Genomic DNA, 20,055 nt, shown 5'->3' with positions numbered 1-20,055 from the left:
TCAACCCGAGTTACTTGGGCGGATTACTTGGTGGCAAGCAGCTTGTCGAAGAGCGCCTTATCGTAGTCCGAGTAGATATAGCCGTCAGCCGGGAACTTGTCGGCCCGGGCGAGGTAGCTGCCGATCGTGCTGTCGTCGATGACAGGCAGCGGCACCTTGACGAAGGCCGGAACGTCCTTGCCTTCCAGCGCCTGCACAGCAGTGTAAACGGACAGCGCGCCGAGCCAGTTGGGCTGCATGGTGGCCCAGCCCTTCAGTCCCTTCTCCTTCCAGAGCTCCAGGAACTGCCTTGCGTTTTCGCCTGTCGTCGGCACCTGGTCGCGGCCCTGGCGCTCGAAGGCCAGCACCGAGCCGGCCGATAGCGCGCCGCCGAGCGACAGCACGCCGTCGATTTCGGGATTGGCAAAGAGTAGGCTGGTCATCGCTTCCTGTGCCGGGGCGACGTTATATTCCGTGTTCGTCTCGGTGATCACCTGGAGGCCGGGATTGGCATCGAGGACCGGCTGGGCGCCCTTGCGGCGGTCGTCGCTCACCGAAATGCCGGCCGGGCCGTTCATGATGATGATCTTGCCCTTGCCGCCGAGCTGGCTGACCATCCACTTGGCAGCGGTCGCGCCCCATTCGTTGGAATCGGTGTTGATCTTCGCCGTCACCTTGTCGGTGTTGACAAGGCTGTCGAAATTCACGACGGCGATGCCCTTGTCGCAGGCATCTGATATGACGCGGTCAAGCGCGTTGGAGGAGCCGGCGATCACGACGATGGCGTCGACATTGGCGTCGATCATCGACTGGATATGCTGGATCTGCGTCTGGGCGTTGCCCTGCGCGTCCGTGATCATCAGGTCCTTCACAAGGCCCGCCTTCTTCAGCTCCTTCACTTCAGCCGTGATGGTGCCTTCGGTCTGCTTCATCCAGGTCGGCACCGAATAGATGTTCGCCCAGCCGATCGTATAGGGCGCCTTCCTGTCACCCTTGATGCAATTGGCGCCGGCCGAGGCCGTGCCGGCCGAAAAGACGAGGAGTGCCGCAGCGGCGGCAGCGCCGGCGAGAAGGTGGCGGCGCAGTGAAGCGGAAATGCCGTTTTCAAAATTCTTCATGTCGTTCCCCTTTTTGTGTGCGGCAGCGTTGACCGCTTGCCATCTATGTCCAATATAATGTACATGTGATCTATATACCGGACGAGGCGATCTTATGCCGATTTTTTCACCTCGCAAGAGGGGTGCAAAAATTTCATTCGCTGGGAATGACGGGATCGATTGACAGATGCGGCAGACGGCTTGAAAAGCTTGGCCGGACAAAAAAGGATCGACAGCAATGGATGCAGTTCAGGACGAAGCAGCCGGCAAACGCGCCCGAGGGCTCGACCGCGCCTTCGAGATCCTCGATTTCCTGCGCCAGAAACGGCAGGCCCTGAAGCCGAATGAAATCGCCGCGCAGATCGGCGCGCCGCGCTCGTCGGTTTACGAGCTCGTCAACCTGCTGCTGCAGAATGGCATCCTGGAATTCACCGGCGGCGAGGGGCGTGTCTATCTCGGCCGCAAGCTGTATTTCCTCGGCGCAGCCTATGAGAACCATTTCGACTTTACCCGCGAATGCGAGGCGACGCTGGAACAGCTTGCCGACGAGACGCGGGAGACGGCGCAGTTCTGCATGCTGGATGGAAACAGATACACCGTCGTTCGCATGCGCGAAGGCGCGCGCCCCTTCCGCATTTCGACGGATGTCGGGCAGTCGGTGCCGATCCCGTGGACGGCGTCGGGCCGCCTGCTCGTCGCGCATCTGTCGGATCAGGAGATCCTGAACTTCATTCCGCCGCAGGATTTCCGCCTGCCGAACGGCGAATGGCTAGAGCCGCAAAGCTTCATCGCCGAGGTGCGCCAGGCCGAGCGTGAAGGTCTYTTCACCTTCAACAGCATCGTCGACAGCTTCACCCACTGTTTTGCCGTACCGGTGCGGGGCGAGGAAGGTCATGCCGCCGCAACGCTCTGCCTCGTCACCCCGCGTGACGATGGCATTGCCAACCGCGACCGCTACCTCGACTGCCTGAAGAAGGCCGCCGCCGGCCTCGACCATGCCCCGACCCGGCCAAAATGAGGCTGAAGCCCTGAGCACATCAAGGCATTGATGTCCGATGGCACGGGCGCGTGTGCGTAAGCCGGCGTTCCTTTGCACCCTCGTCAAATCGGGTCATGCTCGCTCCGGCGGTGTTGCAGCGAGCCCAGGACACTAAGAAGACCAATCCTGATTTCGTCTCAGCCGGGCTCTTCGCCACGCCTGTAGACCCCGTCTGCCAGCCTGCGCTCGCATATCCCGAAGTAGCCGCCCCGATCGTTGATTTCCGATTTCACGCCAATCCGGGAAATCTATTCACTCTTCCGCCGAAACTATGAAATTAAGTTTCTCTATAAAATTAATAGAGAACGTATTTTAGCAGTCCAACAGCCAATTTTATACTTGGCCTTGGGGAAGGCCGAGCTGTTGACGACAAACGGAGAGGACACGAAATGACACGGAAAATCAGACTTGGGGCATTTCTTCCCGGCGGCGGACAGCATGTTGCCTCATGGCGGCATCCCGACCAGCCGGCCGACGGCGCGACCAGTTTCGAGTTTCACAAACGTCTCGCCTTGACGGCAGAGCGCGGGCTCTTCGATGCCTATTTCCTGGCCGACGGACTGGCTGTCGGTTTCGGTGGAGCACGCGAAGGCGGCAATGCCCGCGTCGCCGGCTTCGAACCTGTGACGCTGTTCTCCGCCCTTGCGCCCTTCACCACCCATCTCGGCTTTATCGCCACGTCCTCGACCACCTACGAAGAGCCCTATACGACTGCCCGCAAGTTCGCCTCGCTGGACCTGATCTCGGAGGGCCGCGCCGGCTGGAATGTCGTGACCACGACGGGCGACCTGACGGCGCAAAACTTCAATCGCGACACGCAGCTTCCGCATGCCGAACGATATCGCCGCGCCGCCGAGCACGTCGACGTTGTCCGCAAACTCTGGGAAAGCTTCGAGGACGACGCGTTCATCCGGGACAAGCAATCCGGCGTGTTCTTCGATCCGGCGAAGCTGCACGACACCGACCATCGCGGCGAACATTTCAGCGTGCGCGGTCCACTCAACGTGTCGCGATCGCCGCAGGGGCATCCCGTCATCGTCCAGGCCGGCCAATCCGAAGACGGACGCGGGCTCGCCGCAGCAACGGCCGAAGTCATCTTCACCGCCCATCAGCATATCGAAACCGCCCAGGAGTTCTACCGGGACATCAAGGCACGCGCCCGTGGTCTCGGCCGAAATCCCGATCACATCCTCGTCATGCCCGGCGTATCCGCTTTCGTCGGCAGGACCGAGGCGGAGGCGCGCGAGAAATACGACCGTCTGACCTCGCTCATCGTCGAAGAGGACGGGATCGGCCTCCTTAATGGTCTGACCGGCGGCACGCTCGACCTGCACGGTTATGACCTCGACGGCCCTCTTCCGCCGGCGCCGCCGACGGAAGGCATGAAGAGCCGCCAGGCGCTCATCCGCCAGATCGCCGACGAAAACAACTTCACCATTCGCCAACTCTATCAGTGGATCGCGTCTGCCCGCGGTCACTACACCATCGTCGGAACGCCCGAACAGATCGCCGATACGCTGCAAAAATGGTTCGAGAACGAAGCTGCCGACGGCTTCAACATTCTGCCGCCCTGGCTGCCGACGGCGCTCGACGATTTCGTCGATCTGGTCATCCCGGAACTGCAGCGTCGCGGCCTGTTCCGGACGGCCTATGAGGGCAAGACGCTTCGCGAAAACCTCGGCCTGCCTTTCCCGAGCAATCGATGGGCTGCAGGACGTGCAGCTCTCCAGGCAGCAGAGTGAGGAGCGGTCGATGTCCTATGAAATCAACCAGGTTCTTCCGAGAAGCTTCGGCCGCCTGAAAAGCAGTGAAAGCAATTTTTCCACACTCGCCTCGCATCTGCGCGGGGTGCTCGCATCGCTTTTGCCGCGCTACGGCCTTCTCATCGGCTTCCTCGTATTCTGGCAGGTGTCGAGCACCAGGGGCTGGGTCAATCCCGCCATCTTCCCGCCTTTGGACGTCATCCTGTCCGCTCTTTGGACCAATCTGGCCAACGGCGCGCTGCTGGATGACATCGCCATCAGTCTGCAGCGATCCGGAACCGCCTTCGCCTTTGCCGTCGTGATCGGCATTCCGCTCGGCCTGTTCATGGGCCAGATTCGTGCGGTCGAACAGGCGCTCGACCCGATCCTGCAGCTCTTTCGCCAGACCTCGGCGCTCGCGCTCTATCCGATCTTCATCCTGCTGCTCGGCCTCGGCGAAACATCCAAGATCTTCGTGATCTTCTGGGCCACACTGTTTCCGGTGCTGCTCGCCACGATCGGCGGCGTCAAGGAAGTGGACAAGAAGCTCATCGAGATGGCGCGGACCTATGGCGCCGGACCGCTGACCATCTTCCGCCGCGTCATCCTGCCGGCGTCGGTGCCGGCAATCTTCGTCGGCCTGCGTCTCTCGGCGACGACGGCACTTCTTCTCCTGATTGCCGCCGAGATGATCGGCGCCAACAAGGGCATCGGCTTCCAGGTCATGAACGCCCAGTACAATTTCCAGATCCCGCTGATGTTTGCGGCGATCCTTCTGCTCGCCTTCCTGGGGCTTGCCGCCAATGCCTTGCTCGTTTTGCTGCAGCGCCGTCTCTGCCGCTGGTCTCAGCCGAGCCGCTGATCTGCTTCACCGATTTTCCTCTTCCGAAAGGACCCACCACATGACGTTCCATCCCCGCAACCTCCTCCTACCGGCAGCGATCGCTCTCGGCCTTGCCACGCCGGCCGCAGCCACCGATACGGTTAAGCTGCGCTATCTCGCCAGCCAGGGTGGTCTTGCCGCCCATGAACTCGCCGCCGAACTCGGCTATTTCGACGGAACGGGCATCACGCTGGAAAATGTCGGCTACGCCCAGGGCGGCCCGGCCTCGCTGATCGCTCTGGCATCGGGTGATGTCGAGATCGGCAGCGCCGCAACTTCCGCCGTCCTGAATTCGATCATCGGCGGCAACGATTTTGTCGCCGCCTATCCCTCAAATGGCATCAATGACGAGGTCCAGTCGACCTTCTACGTGCTCGAAGACAGCCCGATCAAAAATATCAAGGACATTGCCGGCAAGAGCATCGCCGTCAATACGCTCGGCGCCCATCTCGACTATACCATCCGCGAAGCCTTGCATTCCGTCGGCCTGCCGGCGGATGCAGCCAATCAGCTTGTCGTTCCCGGGCCGCAGCTCGAGCAGGTGCTGCGCTCCAAGCAGGTCGATATTGCCGCCTTCGGCTACTGGCAGACGACCTTCGAGGGGGCTGCGCTGAAGAATGGCGGCCTGCGTCCGATTTTCGACGATACCGATGTGCTTGGAGACATAGCCGGGGGCTTCGTAGTCCTGCGCCGTGATTTCGCTCGCGAGCATCCTGAAGCTGCGAAGATTTTCGTGGAGCAGTCGGCTCGCGCTCTCGACTACGCCCGCGAGCATCCGGAAGAAACCAAGAAGATCCTGGCCAAGGCGCTCGGTGAGCGGGGTGAGAATGCTGATATCGCACAGTACTTCCGCGGCTATGGCGTGCGCGCCGGCGGTTTGCCGGTCGAGCGCGATATCCAGTTCTGGATCGACGTGCTGGTTCGCGAAGGCAAGCTGAAGCAAGGCCAGCTGGCGGCCAAGGACATCCTCTTGACCGCCGACGCCAAGCCGGCAAGCAACTGAGGAATGGTGATGAGCATCGCCGAGGACACGCGTCGCGGGGAGGTGACGATCCGTCACCTTTCCAAATCCTACAGGTTGAACGGGGCACCGCTGCAGGTTCTCAGGGATATCAACCTCCACGTCCGCTCCGGCGAAAGCCTCGCCATCGTCGGCGCCAGCGGCTCGGGCAAGACGACCTTGCTCAGAGTTCTGGCCGGCCTTGAGGATTCCGATACCGGCGAGGTCCTCGTCGATGGCCAGGCGATACGCGGTGTGGGCACAGAGCGCGCCGTCATCTTCCAGGAACCGCGCCTTCTGCCCTGGCTGACCGTGCTCGACAATGTGGCCTTCGGGCTGGAAACAAGCGGTCTGTCGCGTGAGCAGGCGAGGGGGCGGGCGCGCCATTATGTCAAGCTCGTCGGCCTGCAGCAATTCGAGGCGGCCTATCCCCGCCAGCTCTCCGGCGGCATGGCCCAGCGCGTCGGCATCGCCCGGGCTCTGGCCGTCCAGCCCGAGATCCTGCTGCTCGACGAACCGCTCGGCGCGCTCGACGCGATGACCAAGATCGGCATGCAGCAGGAGCTCGCACGGATCTGGCGCGATGAGGATGTGACGACCATCCTCGTCACCCACGATCTCGAGGAAGCGATCTACCTGGCCGACCGGATCCTCATCCTGCCGCGGGAAAAGGGCGGCGAGCCGCGTCTGATCGAAATCGACCTGCCCCGTCCCCGCGACCGCAGCGCACCGGAATTCGTTCGACACCGCGAAGAGTTGCTGAACCTGTTCGGACTGCACTGAAGTCTTCAATCGTCAGCGCGCGCCGCATGAGACCTGATCCATGCGGGCCGCGCGGCAATAGCAGTAGCGATGCGGAGGACGCCCGCGGACCGCTATCGCGACTTGCTCCTCGCTCCGGCGGTGAGATACGGGCGCCGATCCAGCTCGGCCGACCTGTAGGAACTGCGCAGCCGCAGCAGATCCTTACGGGCGATCAGGCCGCACAATTTCCCTGAGGCCGGATCGACGATCGGAATGCGTCCGTCGCCCGTCGACAGCATCAGATCGGCGATGAATGCGACCGTATCGTCAGGATGCCCCACCGGAACGGAATCATCCGTCACGTTTTCCGCGAGCGTCTGACTGGCGAGGTCCGGATTCCCCTGCCAGAGCAGAGCGTCGGCTCTCGATACGACGCCGGCCAGCCTGCCTGTCGCATCGACCACCGGATAGATCCGGTGCGTTTTCTGCTGAGAGGCGAAGAAATCGCACGCTTCTCCCACCGTCATGGCGACTGGAAGGGTGTCGACATCGCTGATCATGATCTCCCTTGCTCGGGATAGTTCGAACGGGTCGACGCCATATTCGCGGGTGATGTGCTGACCGCGGCGGGCGATCTTCTCCGTGAGGATCGAGCGGCGAAGCAGCAGGACGGTGACGGCATAGGCCACCACGGTTGCGGCAAGCAGCGGAACGAGCGTGCTGACGTCGCCGGTGATCTCCATCGCAAAGAAAGTGCCCGTCAGCGGCGCGCGCATGGTTCCACCCATCATCGCCGCCATTCCGAGCAGCGCCCAGAAGCCGGGATCGTTGCCCGGCATGACAAGGCCGACCAGCCATCCGAGAGCACCGCCGAAGATGAGAAGCGGCGCAAGCACGCCGCCCGAAGTGCCCGACGACAGGGCAAACAACCAGATGACGGTCTTCACCAGCAGGATCGACATGACAGCCGGGGCGAGCAGCCGGTTGTTGAGCAAGCCATCGATGATGTCGTAACCGACGCCCATTGCCCGCGGTTCGATCAGGCCGCCGAGACCGATGACGAGACCGCCAAGCATCGGCCACCACATCCAGTGGATCGGCAGGGCCTCGAACAGGTCCTCGATCCGGTAGAGCAGCGTCGTCAGCAATCCCGATTGCAGACCTGAGATGATGCCCATCGCCGCGCAGGCGAAAATCCCCCACCAGGGCAAGATCACCTGGAAATGGGTCGGGAACAGTGGGCCAGTGCCGAACAGCAGCGGACGCCAGCAGATCGACACGCAGGCGGCAACGGCGACGGGAATGAAGCTGCGCGGCTTCCATTCGAACAACAGCAGTTCGACCGCCAGCATGACCGCAGCGATCGGCGAACCGAAGATGGCCGTCATGCCTGCAGCCGCGCCGGCGACAAGCAGCGTCTTCCGCTCGGCCGCACTCATGTGAAAGAATTGTGCGAAAAGCGATCCGATCGCACCGCCCGTCATGATGATCGGCCCCTCGGCGCCGAACGGGCCGCCGGTTCCGATGGAGATTGCCGACGACAGCGGCTTCAGGACCGCGACCTTCGGCGACATCCGGCTGCCGCCGATCAGGATGGCCTCGATGGCCTCGGGGATGCCGTGGCCGCGGATCTTTTCCGATCCGAAGCGGGCCATCAGTCCGATGACGAGACCGCCGAGCGGCGGAACCAGCACCACCCACAGCGAACGCGGAACGGCAGCCAGAGAGGCGGGCTGGATGCCGATCTCACCGAACCAGATGACATTCGTCACCAGCGTGATGAGGCTGACGAGACACCAGGCAGCAAATGCCCCGGCGGTGCCGACAATGATGGACATGCCGACCAGGAGGAGGACCCGCCGGTCGGTGGTGAAGTCGCCGGCCTCGCGCCGGGAAAGGCCGCCGGTGAAATCGTGCGGCCGGTTGTTTGGTGGATGCTGCGCCATGGAAGCCTCTGCTACGCCGGAAATGGATACGCTTGAGGCGCGTCAATATATCGTGATACGATATAAATCAATGGGTGAAAGCATGAAGGCGAAAATGTCTCATGGGATGCTTCACTTGACCGGCTGTCGGGTGCCCATCTATTCGAGATGGCGGAATGGCTCCTGACCCTGGCAGCCGTTGCGGCAGAGGAGAAGAGCTTTGAAGAAGACCGCGCCGCTGAGACAGGAGGACTACGAGGCTCTCGCCGATCTCCGATTTGCGCTTCGCCAATTCATGGACTTCAGCGCTTCGGCCGCCCAGTCGGAGGGACTGCCCGCGCAGCAGCATCAGGCCCTTTTGGCGATCAGGGGACAACGGGGCGATGCCATGACCATCGGCATGCTGGCCGAGCGGCTGATTATCGCGCCGCATACGGCGACCGAACTTGTCGGGCGGCTCTCGGATGCGGGACTGGTCGAACGTCATACCGATCCGGCCGACAGGCGCCGCCAGACCATTCTGCTCACTGATAAGGCGGATGAGCTTCTGACGCGACTGAGCGCCGTCCACCTTTCGGAAATAAGGGAGATGGCCCCGAAATTGATCGAGCTTCTCCTCGAACTCCAGAAGACGGCGTCGAACGCCAAATGACCATTGCGAAATAGCCGAGTTCCCGACGTGCCGCTTTAACCCAAAAGCGTCTTCTTGAGTCGATGGATATGGGCGGCACCGATGCCGCAACAGCCGCCGATGATGGTCGCGCCGGCTTCGGCCCAGGAGCAGGCATAGCGCGAATAGGCGTCGTCATTCAGATCGTCGCGGGTCTGGTGCAGGCCTTCATTGGCGGCTGCCTCACCTTGCTCCCCTTCGAAGGCATTGGCGTAGACGCCGATTTCGATGGAAGCATCCATCTTTCGGAAGACACGCGCTGCCGTCTCCACCGCCGCCTGCATGACTTCGGGCTTGCTGCAATTGAACAGGAGGGCTTCGGCACCCGATGAAACCGCCCAGGATGCCGCATCCTCGACCTTTTCGCCGGAGCGGAGCTTTGGTTCGCCGCCCCTTATGGCTGCCTCGTCATCCGCCAATGTGAAGGACATCCAGAACGGCTTGCCTGACGTCGCCACCGCCTTGCGGACAGCCTCTGCCTCGGCGATCAGGCTCAACGTCTCGCCGAGCCATATATCGACGAAGGGAGAAAGGTTTTCGACAAGCACCTCGAGATAATCCTGCACCCGCGAAGGCTGAAAGTTCTGCGGCTCGTATGAGCCGAAGATCGGCGGCAGCGAACCTGCAACCAGCACCTTCCGATCCGTGGTGGCGTCGGCCGCCTCGCGCGCCAAGCGACCGGCGAGACGGATCAGCGCCGCCCCCTCCTTCCAGAACCGGTCCTCGCCGATGTGAAAGGGCACGAGCGCGTAGCTGTTTGTCGTAACGACCTCAGAGCCGGCGGCGATGAATTCCTGATGTACCCTACGGACGATATCCGGCGCGTTGATCAGCGCCAATGCCGACCATTCCGGTTGTTTCAGCTCGGCACCCAGCCGCAGCAGTTCGCGGCTCATGCCGCCATCGAGAATTCGCGTCGTGCTCATGAAGAGGTCTCCATTCAGGCTGTCGCGCCGTCAGCGGCGCCGGGCTTTTCATAACAAGGTGGGCGGGGTGCACGTGGTTCGTACGCCAGGGAATTCATGGGCCAGTCCTTTTCCGTCGGCCTAGCGGCGAACCGGCACCTGCGCTTCGAGACGTCGAAAGACGTGGGCGATCACTGCGGTCAAGGCGAGATAGAAGAGGGTGACGACCAGCAGCGGTTCATAGACGAGCAGCGTGTCCTGCCGAACCTTGTTTGCCACGGCGTAGAGATCCATCACCGTCACCGTAAAGGCGAGCGGCGTCGCCTTGAGCTGCATGACGATCTCTCCTGCAATCGTCGGCAGGGCGATGCGAATGGCGCGCGGCAGCCAGATCCGGCGGGTCAGCATCCAGGGCGACAGGCCGAAGGCCCGGCCCGCTTCGAGCTCGCCCTTGGGAACGGCAAGCAGCGCGCCGCGCAACACCTCTGCCTCATAGGCTGCATAGTTCAGGGTAAAACTGACGGCGGCGAAGAAGAAGCCCTCGCGCAGGATCGGCCAGAACAGGCTCTGGCGGATGCCGGGGACCATGGGCAGCAGCGAGCCAACCCCATAGTAGAGAAGCCACAGCTGTATCAGCAGCGGCGTGCCGCGAAAGAAGGTGCAGTAACTCCGCGCCAGGAGCCGCGTCAGCCTGCCGCCGCTGACCTGCGCAAACGCGAGGCCTATGGCGAGGGCGAAGCCGAACACCACGGAGATCACCAGCAGGCAAACGGTCTGCCAGGCGCCGGTCAGAAGCAGCGGCCAATAGGAAGAGATCCAGGTGAAACTCATGGGGCGCTTTCTTCAGGCAAGGCGCGGCTGTCCCCGCCGTACCCGTCCCTCGATCAGTTTGAAGACGACGTTGGAAACAAGCGTGATGGCGAGATAGAGAAGGGCCGAAGCAAGGAAAAAGACGAAGTAATGCTTGGTGCTTGCCCCGGCAAGACGGGTGGCGAGCGCCAGTTCCTGGTAGCCGACGACCGCCACCAGCGCGCTGTCCTTGGTGACCGACATCCACAGATTGGCAAGACCCGGCAGCGCGTTCGGAAGGAGCGCCGGCAGCAGGACGCGGCGGAACCTCAGCACCGGTCCCATGCCGAAGGCCTTGGCGGCCTCGATCTGGCCGACGGGAATGGCAAGGATCGCGCCGCGCAGCACCTCCGTCATGTAGGCACCCTGCACGAAGCCCAGCACGGCGACGGCCGCGACGAAGCCGTTCACATTGACCGGCGGCAGCTCCAACGCGGCGAGCAGCCGGTTGAGGCCGTCGGTGCCGGCATAATAGAGCCCGACGATCAGGATCAGCTCGGGAACGGCGCGGATCAGCGTGGTATAGAGATCGAGCAGCAGGCGCAGCATGCGGTTGCCCGAAAGCTTTCCAAGCGCGCCGCCGGTGCCGAGCAGCAGGCCGATCGCGAAGGCGCAAGCCGAGATGGCGACCGTTGAGACTGCACCTGCCAAAAGAACGCCGCCCCATCCCGGAGGATAGGGAGACAGCAGGTCCAGAATACCCTRTTGCGCGGTCGCCATCGTTCGGACTGCTTACTTCGCGCCGTAGATGTCGAAATCGAAGTATTTCTTGTTGATGGTGTCGTACTGGCCACTGGCACGGACGGCAGCGATCGCCGTGTTCAGCTTGGCTTTCAGCTCCGTGTCTTCCTTGCGCAGGCCGCCCGAAACGCCGGCGCCGAGAATCTCCTTGTCGTCGGCGACGTCGCCCATCTTGGCGCAGCAATCCTTGCCGCCATCGCTTTTCAGGAACGCGTCGAGCGCCAGTGAATCGCCGAAGACATAGTCGATACGGCCGGAGGCGAGATCCTGGAACGCCTCATCGAGCGTCTGGTAGGTCTTTTCCTCGGCAGCGGCGGCGAAATACTTCTTGTAATATTCCGACTGGATCGTCGACACCTGGATGCCGATGGTCTTGCCCTTCACGTCCTCGGCGGTGGCGCCCGGCTTCTGGTCCTTGGGGCCGATCAAGGTGCTCGGCGTGTTGTAATATTTGTCGGTGAAGTCGATCACCTTCGAGCGCTCCGCGGTGTTCGACATCGATGACCAGATCACGTCGAACTTCTTGCTCTGGAGAGCCGGAATGAGACCATCCCAGGAAATCTCGACGATCGAGCATTTCTCCTTCATCTCTTCGCATACGGCATTCATCAGGTCGATTTCCCATCCCTGCCATTGGCCCGAGGCGTCCTTGGCGAAGAAGGGCGGATAGGATTCGTTCATGACGCCGAAGCGGACTTCGGCCTGTGCGGTGACGGCGGAAAGCACGAGTGCCGCACCGGCGAAAAGCGTGGGGAGCAGTTTCATTCGCAGGATTCTCCTGGTTTGTGTTGTCGATGAGAGCTCGAAATGCATCAGTGGGCGCTGAGGCCGGTGAACTCCCGGCAGCGGGCGCTGACAGGCGCGCCGAATATCTGCTCCGGCGGGCCTTCTTCCTCGATCCGTCCCTGATGCAGGAAGAGAACACGGCTGGAGACATCCCGGGCGAAGCGCATTTCATGCGTGACGATCAGCATGGTCCGGCCTTCTTCCGCGAGATCGCGGATGACTTTCAGGACCTCGCCGACCAGCTCCGGATCGAGAGCCGAAGTCGGTTCGTCGAACAGCATGACATCAGGATCGACGCAGAGCGCTCTCGCAATCGCCGCGCGTTGCTGCTGACCGCCGGAGAGGAAAGCGGGATAGGCATCGCGCTTGTCGAACAGCCCGACCTTGTGGAGCAGGGCCTCGGCTTTTTCGATCGCCTCGCGTCGCGACATGCCCATGACGTGCACCGGCGCCTCGATGACATTTTCCAGCACCGTACGATGGGCCCAGAGATTGAAACTCTGGAAGACCATCCCGAGCCCGGTGCGTATCCGTTCGATCTGCCGCCAGCTGCGCGGCTGCAACCGGCCGTCCCGCCCCATCTTCAGCGCAATCTCCTCGCCGTTCACGGCAATGCGGCCACGATCCGGCGTTTCCAGGAAATTGATGCATCTGAGAAAGGTGCTCTTGCCGGAGCCCGACGAGCCGATGATCGAAATCACGTCAGACTTCTCGGCTTGCGCCGAAATACCCTTGAGAACCTCTTGCGAGCCGAAGCTTTTATGAAGATCTTCGACACGAAGAGCAGGAAAGGGTTGATCTGGCATGCATGGTTCCGGCTGAATTGAGCTTGCGAAGGATAATGATAAAATAACGCGGTTTTTTCGCGCAGTTTTCATCTATTCTGCATATTTTATGCAAAATAATCTTCCTCGTGCGGCAAGTACGGCAGAATGCGCGAATTGCTGCGGCGAGAACCAGGATTGGACAATGGAACATCTCGATCGTTTTGACCGTGACATTCTCGATATCGTTCAGCGCGACTGCCAGCTGAAAGCCGAAACGATCGCCGAACGGATCGGACTGTCGGTCTCGGCCGTGCAGAGGCGGTTGAAGCGGCTGCGCGAGGAAGGGATTATCAAGGCGGAGGTGGCCGTCGTCGACCGCAAAGCGACGGGCACAGCAATGGTGTTCATCGTCGGGATGGAGATCGAGCGGGACAATTACGACGCGCTGGCGAAGTTCCGCCTCTGGGCGGAGAAGCAGGATCACATCCAGCAGGTCTATTACGTCACAGGCGCGGTCGATCTGATCGCGATCGTCACCGCCCGCGACGTCGAGCATTATGACGATATCGCTGCCTTGATCATGGCTGACAATCCGCAGGTCCGCCGCATGCACACGAATGTCGTGTTGCGGGACGTCAAGCTCGGCCTGTTCGTGCCCCTGGACTAGCGCGCACGCGATGCCCCGCCGGCATTGGTTCCGGCTGCCACGGATCGGGACGCCGACAAGCCGCTGGACTCGCATTTGACAAAGGGCATAATTCCCGGCGCAAATTCTCGGGAGGAATGATCGTTGACGTTACGACACCAGATCATCGCATTGGCGATCGTTCCACTCGTCATTTCGATCCTTGCGATCACCACCTTCATCACCTGGCAATCGGCAAACCTCGCCAAGAACAGCATCGACACGTTCGAACAGAACATGCTGAAGACCAAGGAAGCCGAGATCCTCAACCTGACCAACCTTGCCCTGTCCGCCATCCAGATGATCTATGACAATGCCGGTCCCGACGATGAAGCCGCCAAGCAGCAGGTGGCGGCGATCCTGACCTCGCTCGACTACGGCAAGGACGGATATTTCTTCGTTTACGATTACGACGGCAACAACATCGTCCATCCGCGCCAGAGTTTCCGCCATGGGCACAATTGGCTCGACCTCACCGATCCGGATGGCGACAAGGTCATTGCCGAGCTGATCGCCACGGCAAGAGCGGGCGGGGGCCTGCATCAGTACAAATGGCAGAAACCATCGACCGGACAGATCGCCGACAAGCTCTCCTTCGTCGTCAGTCTCGACAAATGGCACTGGGTCGTCGGCACCGGCGTTTACCTGGATGACGTCTTTGCCCAAAGTGCTGCCGCCAACGCCGGGATGCGCGCCAACATAAAACGGACCTTCGTCATCGTCGCGCTGATCGCCGTGCCTTCGGTGCTTGTCGTTTTCACGACCTGCATGCTRCTGACGTTCCACGAGCGCCGCATGGCCGACAGCCGGCTCAAGCAGCTGACACAGCGGGTCATCGATACGCAGGAAGAAGAGCGCGCGCGGCTAGCCCGCGAGTTGCACGACGGCATTTCCCAAAATCTCGTCGGCGTGCGCTATGCGATGGACCTTGCCGGCCGCAAGGTCAGGACCAATGTCGACGATGCGGCTGTCACCATCGACCGCGGTGTCGAGGCGCTGAATGGCGCCATCAAGGAAATCAGACGGCTGTCGCACGATCTGCGCCCGCGCGTGCTCGATGACCTCGGCCTGACGGCTGCTCTCGAGGCACTTTGCTATCATTTTGCCGAGCGGACGGGGATCGAGACGAAGATCGACGCCTCAGGCTTCACCGACACGCTGAAGGCCGAAGCCAATACCGCGCTTTATCGTGTCGCCCAGGAAGCGTTCAACAATGTCGAGCGGCACTCGGGCGCCTCCCGGCTTGCGGTCAAGCTCTGGAGCGATAACGGCCGCGCCCGCATGACGATCACCGACAACGGTACGGGCTTCGACGGCATCAAGGACGGTGTGTCCGGCAGATCAGGTCTCGGCCTGCGCAACATGCAGGAGCGAATGGCCCACTTCCGCGGCCTGCTGCTGATCAACAGCAGCGAGGCCGGCACGACGCTGACGGCGATGCTGCCGAAATCGGCTAGTCGTCCCGCCGATCGGCAGGCAGAAGCTGTATGACGGAACGCCCGAAAATCAGGGTGCTCTTGATCGACAACCATCCGCTGGTGCTGGACGGGTTGAAGGCCGTGCTCGAAACATTCGACCATATCGAAGTTGCCGGCACGGCGGGGCTCGCCCAAGCGGGGCTGGAGATCGGCCGGCAAGTCCTGCCGCRGGTCGTGCTGATGGACATCAACATGCCGAAGCTGAGCGGCATCGATGCAATCGAATTGTTCAGGAACGAACTTCCCCAGGCGCGGGTCGTGATGCTCTCCATGCATGACAGCCGCGAGTATATTTCTTCCTCGGTCATGCATGGCGCTGCCGGTTACATCCTGAAGGACGTTTCGACCGACGAGATCGTCTCGGCGATCGAGACAGTGGCGGGTGGGGGGACATATTTCTCGTCCGGTGTCTTCGACGCGCTGATGGGCGAACGCGCAGAGGAGGGAAGCGATCCCCTGACACCGCGCGAACGCGACATTCTCGGGCTGATCGTTGCCGGCAGAAGCAACAAGGAGATCGCCGAAACGCTCGGGATCACCTCCGCCACGGCGGAAACCCATCGCAAGAACCTCAAGAAGAAGCTCGGTATTGCCACCACAGCGGGCCTCATCCGCTATGCGCTCGATCACGGCATCGTCTCGAAAGTCGGATAAATCGCGTCTACCCACTTCTGGGTAGGCCTCGGCATTTCAGTGCCGCCTCGATCTTGCGAGCTTAAAACCGGCGCCATAGGACTCCATCCACGGCTGGCCAAGTGCGAGCCGTTGGGAGGAATTCACATGCGTTACATCAGCTTCCGATCGGTCGGAAAACCTCGAGCGACCCGCGCCGGGCCTGCCGCGGCCGCCGGCTGACAGACCTGCCTTCCACGCCGACAACTGGAACATGGCGACCGCCGCCCGCGGCGCCTGAAAGGTATTCCGACATGGAAAAACCACGTAGCAAGGCAGCGCTCTGGCTGCTTGTCATTCCCTACATAGGTCTGCTCTGGCCGCCATTTTACAATGTCCGCGAGCCATCTCTTTTCGGCTTTCCCTTCTTCTATTGGTATCAGCTTCTCTGGGTGCCGATCACCGCAGCGCTGACCTGGATCGCCTATCGGAGCACTCGCCATGACGACTGACATCAACGGCACGGCGCTTGCCGTCTTCATCTTCTTTTTCGTGCTCGTCACCGTCATGGGCTTCGTTGCCTCTCGTTGGCGTAAGCCGGAAACGCTGGCGAGTATAGACGAATGGGGCCTGGGCGGACGCAATTTCGGCACCTGGATCACCTGGTTCCTCGTCGGCGGCGATTTCTATACCGCCTACACCGTGATCGCCGTCCCGGCRCTGGTCTATACCGTGGGAGCCTACGGCTTCTTTGCGCTGCCCTACACCATCGTCGTTTATCCCTTCGTCTTCATGGTGATGCCCGTTCTGTGGAAACGCGCCAAGGATTTCGGCTATGTGACGGCTGGCGACGTCGTCCACGGTCAATACGGATCGCGCGGTCTCGAACTCGCCGTCGCGGCAACAGGCGTCATCGCCACCATGCCCTATATTGCCCTCCAGCTCGTCGGCATGACGGCGGTGCTGAAGGCGCTCGGGCTGCATGGTGAACTGCCGCTGGCGATCGCCTTCATCGTGCTGGCGCTCTACACCTACTCCGCGGGCCTGCGCGCGCCGGCCCTGATCGCCTTCGTCAAGGACATCATGATCTATATCGTCGTGATCGCGGCCGTCGCACTGATCCCGTCGAAACTCGGAGGCTACGCCAATGTCTTTGCTTCGGCCGATGCGGCCTTCCAGGCCAAGGGTTCCGGCAACCTGCTGCTCGGTGGCAATCAGTATGTCGCCTATGCCACGCTCGCCTTGGGTTCGGCGCTCGCAGCCTTCATGTATCCGCATACGCTGACGGGCATCTTTGCCTCCAACAGCGGCAAGACGATCCGCAAGAATGCGATCATGTTGCCCGCTTATACGCTGCTGCTCGGCCTTTTGGCGCTGCTCGGCTATATGGGGCATGCCGCCAACCTGAAGCTCGACAGTGCCAATGACGTCGTTCCCACGCTGTTCAAGACGCTGTTTTCGGGCTGGTTCTCCGGCTTCGCCTTTGCGGCGATCGCCATCGGCGCGCTGGTGCCGGCAGCGGTGATGAGCATCGGCGCCGCCAATCTCTTCACCCGCAATTTCTGGAAAGCCTATGTCGATCCTGATGTCAGCGATGCAGGCGAGGCGAAGGTTGCAAAGATCACCTCGCTCGTCGTGAAGATCGGTGCGCTTCTCGTCATCATCTTCCTGCCGACGCAATTCGCACTCGACCTGCAGCTGCTCGGCGGCATCTGGATCCTGCAGACGCTTCCGGCGCTGGTCTTCGGCCTCTATACCAACTGGTTCCGTGCACCCGGCCTGCTTGCCGGCTGGTTCGTCGGCTTCTGCGGCGGTACTTTCCTCGTCTGGGATGCCGGCTGGAAGCCTCTGCATCTGATCAGCCTCGGCGGTGAACCCTTCACCGTCTACACGGGACTGCTGGCGCTTGCGGCCAACATCGCCGTTGCCCTCGTGGTCAACGCCCTGCTTCCGGCCAAGGCTCCGGTCCGGGCCTAGAGCATGATGCCGAAAAGTGTGAGCGGTTTTCGGACAATATAATGCTCACCTTCTCGATCCAAGAATGCCAAGGGCAGCAAACGCTGCCCTTCGCAAAATTATCCCGCTTTGGCGTTCCGGCATAAGCTGGAGAAAGATCAGGGCGACTTAAAACTCTTCCCAGTCGTCGGCCACGGCTGCATTCCCATTCGTCTGGAACGACTTACCCACCTTGGCAATCATCTGGCGCGCAGGCGAGGGCGTCGGCTGAGCACGGGGCGCCGCGACAGCGGGCTGCGATACGCGCTTCGGTGCCACCGCTCCGCCAATGTTGAACTGGCCCAGCAGCTGGAACAGCGCGTCGGCTTCCTTGGCGAGCTTGTGGGCGGCCGCTGTGGCTTCTTCCACCATGGCGGCGTTCTGCTGCGTCCCCTGATCCATCTTGTTGACGGCGGTATTGATCTCTTTCAGCCCCGTCGCCTGCTCTTGCGAAGCGCCGACGATGGCCCCCACATTGCCGTCGACCTGCTGTACCTGCTCGGCAATCTCTTTCAGCGCCCTTCCGGTCTCGCCAACCAGGGCCACGCCGCTTTTGACGTGGCCGTTCGAAGCGTTGATCAGTTCCTTGATTTCTTTTGCCGCCTTGGCGGAGCGTTGCGCCAGCTCGCGCACTTCCTGAGCGACAACGGCAAAGCCCTTGCCTGCCTCACCGGCACGGGCGGCTTCGACGCCGGCATTGAGCGCCAGCAGGTTGGTCTGGAACGCGATTTCATCGATGACGCCGATGATGCTGCCGATTTCGGTGGCGGAGGATTCGATCTTGCCCATGGCATCGACCGCATCCCGAACGACGCTGCCCGACCGCTCGGCACTATCCTTCGTCTTGCGGACGAGCTGGCCGGCTTCCTGAGCCTTGTTGCTCGAGTCGGCAACGGTGGTCGTAATCTCTTCCAGGGCAGCGGCGGTTTCCTCCACCGAGGCTGCCTGCTGTTCGGTCCGCTTGGCGAGATCGTCCGAGGCCGAGCGGATTTCCTGTGCACCGGCGGCGATGGCGCTGGCGTTCTGGGCAACCTTCTGCATGGCGGCACGGAGCTTTTCGACCGCAGAATTGAAGTCGGCGCGGAGCTTTTCCAGAGACGGAATGAACGGAGTGCCGATCTGCTGTGTGAGGTCGCCGTCAGCCAGCGCCTGCAATGCATCGCCAAGCTGACCGACAGCCTGGTCCGTCTGCTCGGCAAGGGTGCGGCGTTCATCGGCATCCTGCTCGAGCCGATGCCGCTCCGACACGGCTCTCTTCGCCTCGGCGTCGGCTTCCCGCTCCGCCTTTGCCGAAATTGCGTCGCGCAGCCCGGCCACCGCCCGTGCGAGCTTGCCGATCTCATCGCCTCGCGCTTCGAGGCGGCGATCACCATTAAGATTGCCGTCCGCCATCGCCTTCAGCGAAAGCTGAAGTTTTGCCAGCGGGCCGACGATCGTGCGTGCCGTCACACCGGCGGCAACAAGTGAAAGAACAGCCGCAATGCCAAGCGCGGTCAGGGCCAATGGCTTGAACCCGCTTGCCGTGCTGCGAACCTCGCCACCAATCGATTTGTTCAGCGCTTCCTGATAGTCGATGAATTTGTTGATGGCGCCAAGCCAGGCAACGAAAGCCGGTCGCGCCTGTTCGAGCAGGATCTTGCGAGCGGCTTCGCCATCGCCCTTCTCCTGCAGTGCAATAATCTGGGCGACCAGAGGATTGGTCTTCGCCTGGATGTCTGCAATCTCACCGAGAATGGTCTTTTCCTGTTCCGTCGCACCGGCCGGAGAGGCAACCATATCCGCCATGCGCTTTTCATTCTCGGCGTAGGAGGCGGCCAGCTTCTCGATCAATGCCTCGGCGGTCTTCCGTTCATCGGCAGACGTCACCAGAGTGACGTCGCGGATGGCGATTGCCCGATCATGCACGCTGCCGCGATAGTTGATGGCAAACCGCTGCTTCACGCTGTTGACGTCGTTGATGGTTCCAAGCTTATCGTTGATCTGCGCAACTTTTTCCGTCGAATAGATGGTCAGGCCGACCATCAGCAAAAGGAGAACGCTGAAGCCAAGCGCCAGGCGCGCCACAACCCCGAAACTCATGATATTCTTCATATGCACTCTCCCCTCGCGGTGAGGTTTGTTGGAAGGATGTCTCGGCAGCCAGGATTGCTTGTCATGT

19 protein-coding genes are annotated in these 20,055 nt (G+C 61.5%); 11 read left to right on the top strand and 8 right to left on the bottom strand.

Translation table 11 applies throughout. The annotated features are described in order from the left end of the window. Window positions 1-23: 23 nt before the first annotated feature. Complete coding sequence (locus tag AC1ECN_RS14305) at window positions 24-1,097, bottom strand: substrate-binding domain-containing protein (RefSeq protein WP_477953301.1); 1,074 nt, start codon at window positions 1,095-1,097, stop codon at window positions 24-26. A gap of 217 nt (window positions 1,098-1,314) precedes the next feature. On the opposite strand from AC1ECN_RS14305, the gene AC1ECN_RS14300 reads away from it, so the two are divergent. The 5 genes from AC1ECN_RS14300 to AC1ECN_RS14280 all read left to right on the top strand — a co-directional run bounded on the left by AC1ECN_RS14300 (window position 1,315) and on the right by AC1ECN_RS14280 (window position 6,523). Next, window positions 1,315-2,094 (top strand): IclR family transcriptional regulator, encoded by a 780-nt coding sequence (locus AC1ECN_RS14300; protein ID WP_075223775.1) that lies wholly within the window; start codon window positions 1,315-1,317, stop codon window positions 2,092-2,094. A 410-nt stretch (window positions 2,095-2,504) separates the two neighbouring features. Next, window positions 2,505-3,857: an LLM class flavin-dependent oxidoreductase gene (locus tag AC1ECN_RS14295; protein ID WP_130665973.1), complete on the top strand. Its 1,353-nt coding sequence runs from the start codon at window positions 2,505-2,507 to the stop codon at window positions 3,855-3,857. Window positions 3,858-3,867: 10 nt separating this feature from the next. Beyond that, complete coding sequence (locus tag AC1ECN_RS14290) at window positions 3,868-4,719, top strand: ABC transporter permease (RefSeq protein ID WP_075223774.1); 852 nt, start codon at window positions 3,868-3,870, stop codon at window positions 4,717-4,719. 40 nt (window positions 4,720-4,759) lie between these two features. Continuing rightward, the gene (locus tag AC1ECN_RS14285; protein WP_075223773.1) at window positions 4,760-5,743 is read left to right on the top strand and encodes an ABC transporter substrate-binding protein; all 984 of its coding nucleotides are present in this window, start codon (window positions 4,760-4,762) and stop codon (window positions 5,741-5,743) included. 9 nt (window positions 5,744-5,752) lie between these two features. After that, a complete protein-coding gene (locus AC1ECN_RS14280; protein WP_018070676.1) occupies window positions 5,753-6,523 on the top strand; it encodes an ABC transporter ATP-binding protein in 771 nt (256 codons plus the stop codon). 92 nt (window positions 6,524-6,615) lie between these two features. On the opposite strand, the gene AC1ECN_RS14275 is transcribed toward AC1ECN_RS14280, so the two are convergent. Then, the gene (locus AC1ECN_RS14275; RefSeq protein WP_477953297.1) at window positions 6,616-8,430 is read right to left on the bottom strand and encodes a chloride channel protein; all 1,815 of its coding nucleotides are present in this window, start codon (window positions 8,428-8,430) and stop codon (window positions 6,616-6,618) included. A gap of 199 nt (window positions 8,431-8,629) precedes the next feature. Here AC1ECN_RS14275 and AC1ECN_RS14270 point away from each other — a divergent pair, with 199 nt between their 5' ends. Beyond that, complete coding sequence (locus AC1ECN_RS14270) at window positions 8,630-9,061, top strand: MarR family winged helix-turn-helix transcriptional regulator (RefSeq protein WP_018070678.1); 432 nt, start codon at window positions 8,630-8,632, stop codon at window positions 9,059-9,061. Between the two features lie 35 nt (window positions 9,062-9,096). Here the strand turns inward: AC1ECN_RS14270 and AC1ECN_RS14265 are convergent, their stop codons facing one another. The 5 genes from AC1ECN_RS14265 to AC1ECN_RS14245 all read right to left on the bottom strand — a co-directional run bounded on the left by AC1ECN_RS14265 (window position 9,097) and on the right by AC1ECN_RS14245 (window position 13,166). Then, window positions 9,097-10,005 carry a homocysteine S-methyltransferase family protein gene (locus AC1ECN_RS14265; RefSeq protein WP_024320296.1) on the bottom strand — a complete coding sequence of 303 codons (909 nt, stop codon included), beginning with the start codon at window positions 10,003-10,005 and terminating at the stop codon, window positions 9,097-9,099. 120 nt (window positions 10,006-10,125) lie between these two features. Further along, the gene (locus tag AC1ECN_RS14260; RefSeq protein WP_130680671.1) at window positions 10,126-10,815 is read right to left on the bottom strand and encodes an ABC transporter permease; all 690 of its coding nucleotides are present in this window, start codon (window positions 10,813-10,815) and stop codon (window positions 10,126-10,128) included. 12 nt (window positions 10,816-10,827) lie between these two features. Continuing rightward, the gene (locus AC1ECN_RS14255; protein ID WP_477953293.1) at window positions 10,828-11,553 is read right to left on the bottom strand and encodes an ABC transporter permease; all 726 of its coding nucleotides are present in this window, start codon (window positions 11,551-11,553) and stop codon (window positions 10,828-10,830) included. Between the two features lie 12 nt (window positions 11,554-11,565). Further along, the gene (locus AC1ECN_RS14250) at window positions 11,566-12,339 is read right to left on the bottom strand and encodes a transporter substrate-binding domain-containing protein (protein WP_018070682.1); all 774 of its coding nucleotides are present in this window, start codon (window positions 12,337-12,339) and stop codon (window positions 11,566-11,568) included. A gap of 47 nt (window positions 12,340-12,386) precedes the next feature. Further along, complete coding sequence (locus AC1ECN_RS14245) at window positions 12,387-13,166, bottom strand: ABC transporter ATP-binding protein (RefSeq protein WP_020572104.1); 780 nt, start codon at window positions 13,164-13,166, stop codon at window positions 12,387-12,389. A gap of 163 nt (window positions 13,167-13,329) precedes the next feature. On the opposite strand from AC1ECN_RS14245, the gene AC1ECN_RS14240 reads away from it, so the two are divergent. From AC1ECN_RS14240 to mctP, 5 genes are all read left to right on the top strand, one after another. After that, a complete protein-coding gene (locus AC1ECN_RS14240; RefSeq protein WP_130680670.1) occupies window positions 13,330-13,794 on the top strand; it encodes an Lrp/AsnC family transcriptional regulator in 465 nt (154 codons plus the stop codon). Window positions 13,795-13,917: 123 nt separating this feature from the next. Further along, a complete protein-coding gene (mctS, locus tag AC1ECN_RS14235; RefSeq protein WP_477953290.1) occupies window positions 13,918-15,303 on the top strand; it encodes a two-component system sensor histidine kinase MctS in 1,386 nt (461 codons plus the stop codon). Continuing rightward, window positions 15,300-15,944, top strand: coding sequence for a two-component system response regulator MctR (gene mctR, locus AC1ECN_RS14230; RefSeq protein WP_477953288.1), 645 nt, complete (start codon window positions 15,300-15,302; stop codon window positions 15,942-15,944). Before mctS ends, mctR begins: the two co-directional genes overlap by 4 nt. Before the next feature lie 272 nt (window positions 15,945-16,216). Beyond that, window positions 16,217-16,414: a DUF3311 domain-containing protein gene (locus tag AC1ECN_RS14225; protein ID WP_018070686.1), complete on the top strand. Its 198-nt coding sequence runs from the start codon at window positions 16,217-16,219 to the stop codon at window positions 16,412-16,414. Next, window positions 16,404-17,879 (top strand): monocarboxylate uptake permease MctP, encoded by a 1,476-nt coding sequence (mctP, locus tag AC1ECN_RS14220; RefSeq protein ID WP_130718401.1) that lies wholly within the window; start codon window positions 16,404-16,406, stop codon window positions 17,877-17,879. Before AC1ECN_RS14225 ends, mctP begins: the two co-directional genes overlap by 11 nt. Before the next feature lie 147 nt (window positions 17,880-18,026). On the opposite strand, the gene AC1ECN_RS14215 is transcribed toward mctP, so the two are convergent. Further along, window positions 18,027-19,988 (bottom strand): HAMP domain-containing methyl-accepting chemotaxis protein, encoded by a 1,962-nt coding sequence (locus AC1ECN_RS14215; RefSeq protein ID WP_130690500.1) that lies wholly within the window; start codon window positions 19,986-19,988, stop codon window positions 18,027-18,029. Between the last annotated feature and the right edge of the window lie 67 nt (window positions 19,989-20,055).

It is taken from the genome of Rhizobium sp. 01N447_2 (assembly GCF_056399245.1).
Note: the sequence above shows the minus strand (reverse complement) of the source record. Positions and strands in the feature narration are given on the sequence as shown.

What these genes read in the sequence shown, in the direction of transcription:
- AC1ECN_RS14305 (WP_477953301.1), bottom strand. Translation starts at nt 1,097, where the DNA reads ATGAAGAATTTTGAAAACGGCATTTCCGCTTCACTGCGCCGCCACCTT.
- AC1ECN_RS14295 (WP_130665973.1), top strand. Translation starts at nt 2,505, where the DNA reads ATGACACGGAAAATCAGACTTGGGGCATTTCTTCCCGGCGGCGGACAG.
- AC1ECN_RS14290 (WP_075223774.1), top strand. Translation starts at nt 3,868, where the DNA reads ATGTCCTATGAAATCAACCAGGTTCTTCCGAGAAGCTTCGGCCGCCTG.
- AC1ECN_RS14285 (WP_075223773.1), top strand. Translation starts at nt 4,760, where the DNA reads ATGACGTTCCATCCCCGCAACCTCCTCCTACCGGCAGCGATCGCTCTC.
- AC1ECN_RS14280 (WP_018070676.1), top strand. Translation starts at nt 5,753, where the DNA reads ATGAGCATCGCCGAGGACACGCGTCGCGGGGAGGTGACGATCCGTCAC.
- AC1ECN_RS14275 (WP_477953297.1), bottom strand. Translation starts at nt 8,430, where the DNA reads ATGGCGCAGCATCCACCAAACAACCGGCCGCACGATTTCACCGGCGGC.
- AC1ECN_RS14265 (WP_024320296.1), bottom strand. Translation starts at nt 10,005, where the DNA reads ATGAGCACGACGCGAATTCTCGATGGCGGCATGAGCCGCGAACTGCTG.
- AC1ECN_RS14260 (WP_130680671.1), bottom strand. Translation starts at nt 10,815, where the DNA reads ATGAGTTTCACCTGGATCTCTTCCTATTGGCCGCTGCTTCTGACCGGC.
- AC1ECN_RS14250 (WP_018070682.1), bottom strand. Translation starts at nt 12,339, where the DNA reads ATGAAACTGCTCCCCACGCTTTTCGCCGGTGCGGCACTCGTGCTTTCC.
- AC1ECN_RS14245 (WP_020572104.1), bottom strand. Translation starts at nt 13,166, where the DNA reads ATGCCAGATCAACCCTTTCCTGCTCTTCGTGTCGAAGATCTTCATAAA.
- AC1ECN_RS14240 (WP_130680670.1), top strand. Translation starts at nt 13,330, where the DNA reads ATGGAACATCTCGATCGTTTTGACCGTGACATTCTCGATATCGTTCAG.
- AC1ECN_RS14225 (WP_018070686.1), top strand. Translation starts at nt 16,217, where the DNA reads ATGGAAAAACCACGTAGCAAGGCAGCGCTCTGGCTGCTTGTCATTCCC.
- AC1ECN_RS14215 (WP_130690500.1), bottom strand. Translation starts at nt 19,988, where the DNA reads ATGAAGAATATCATGAGTTTCGGGGTTGTGGCGCGCCTGGCGCTTGGC.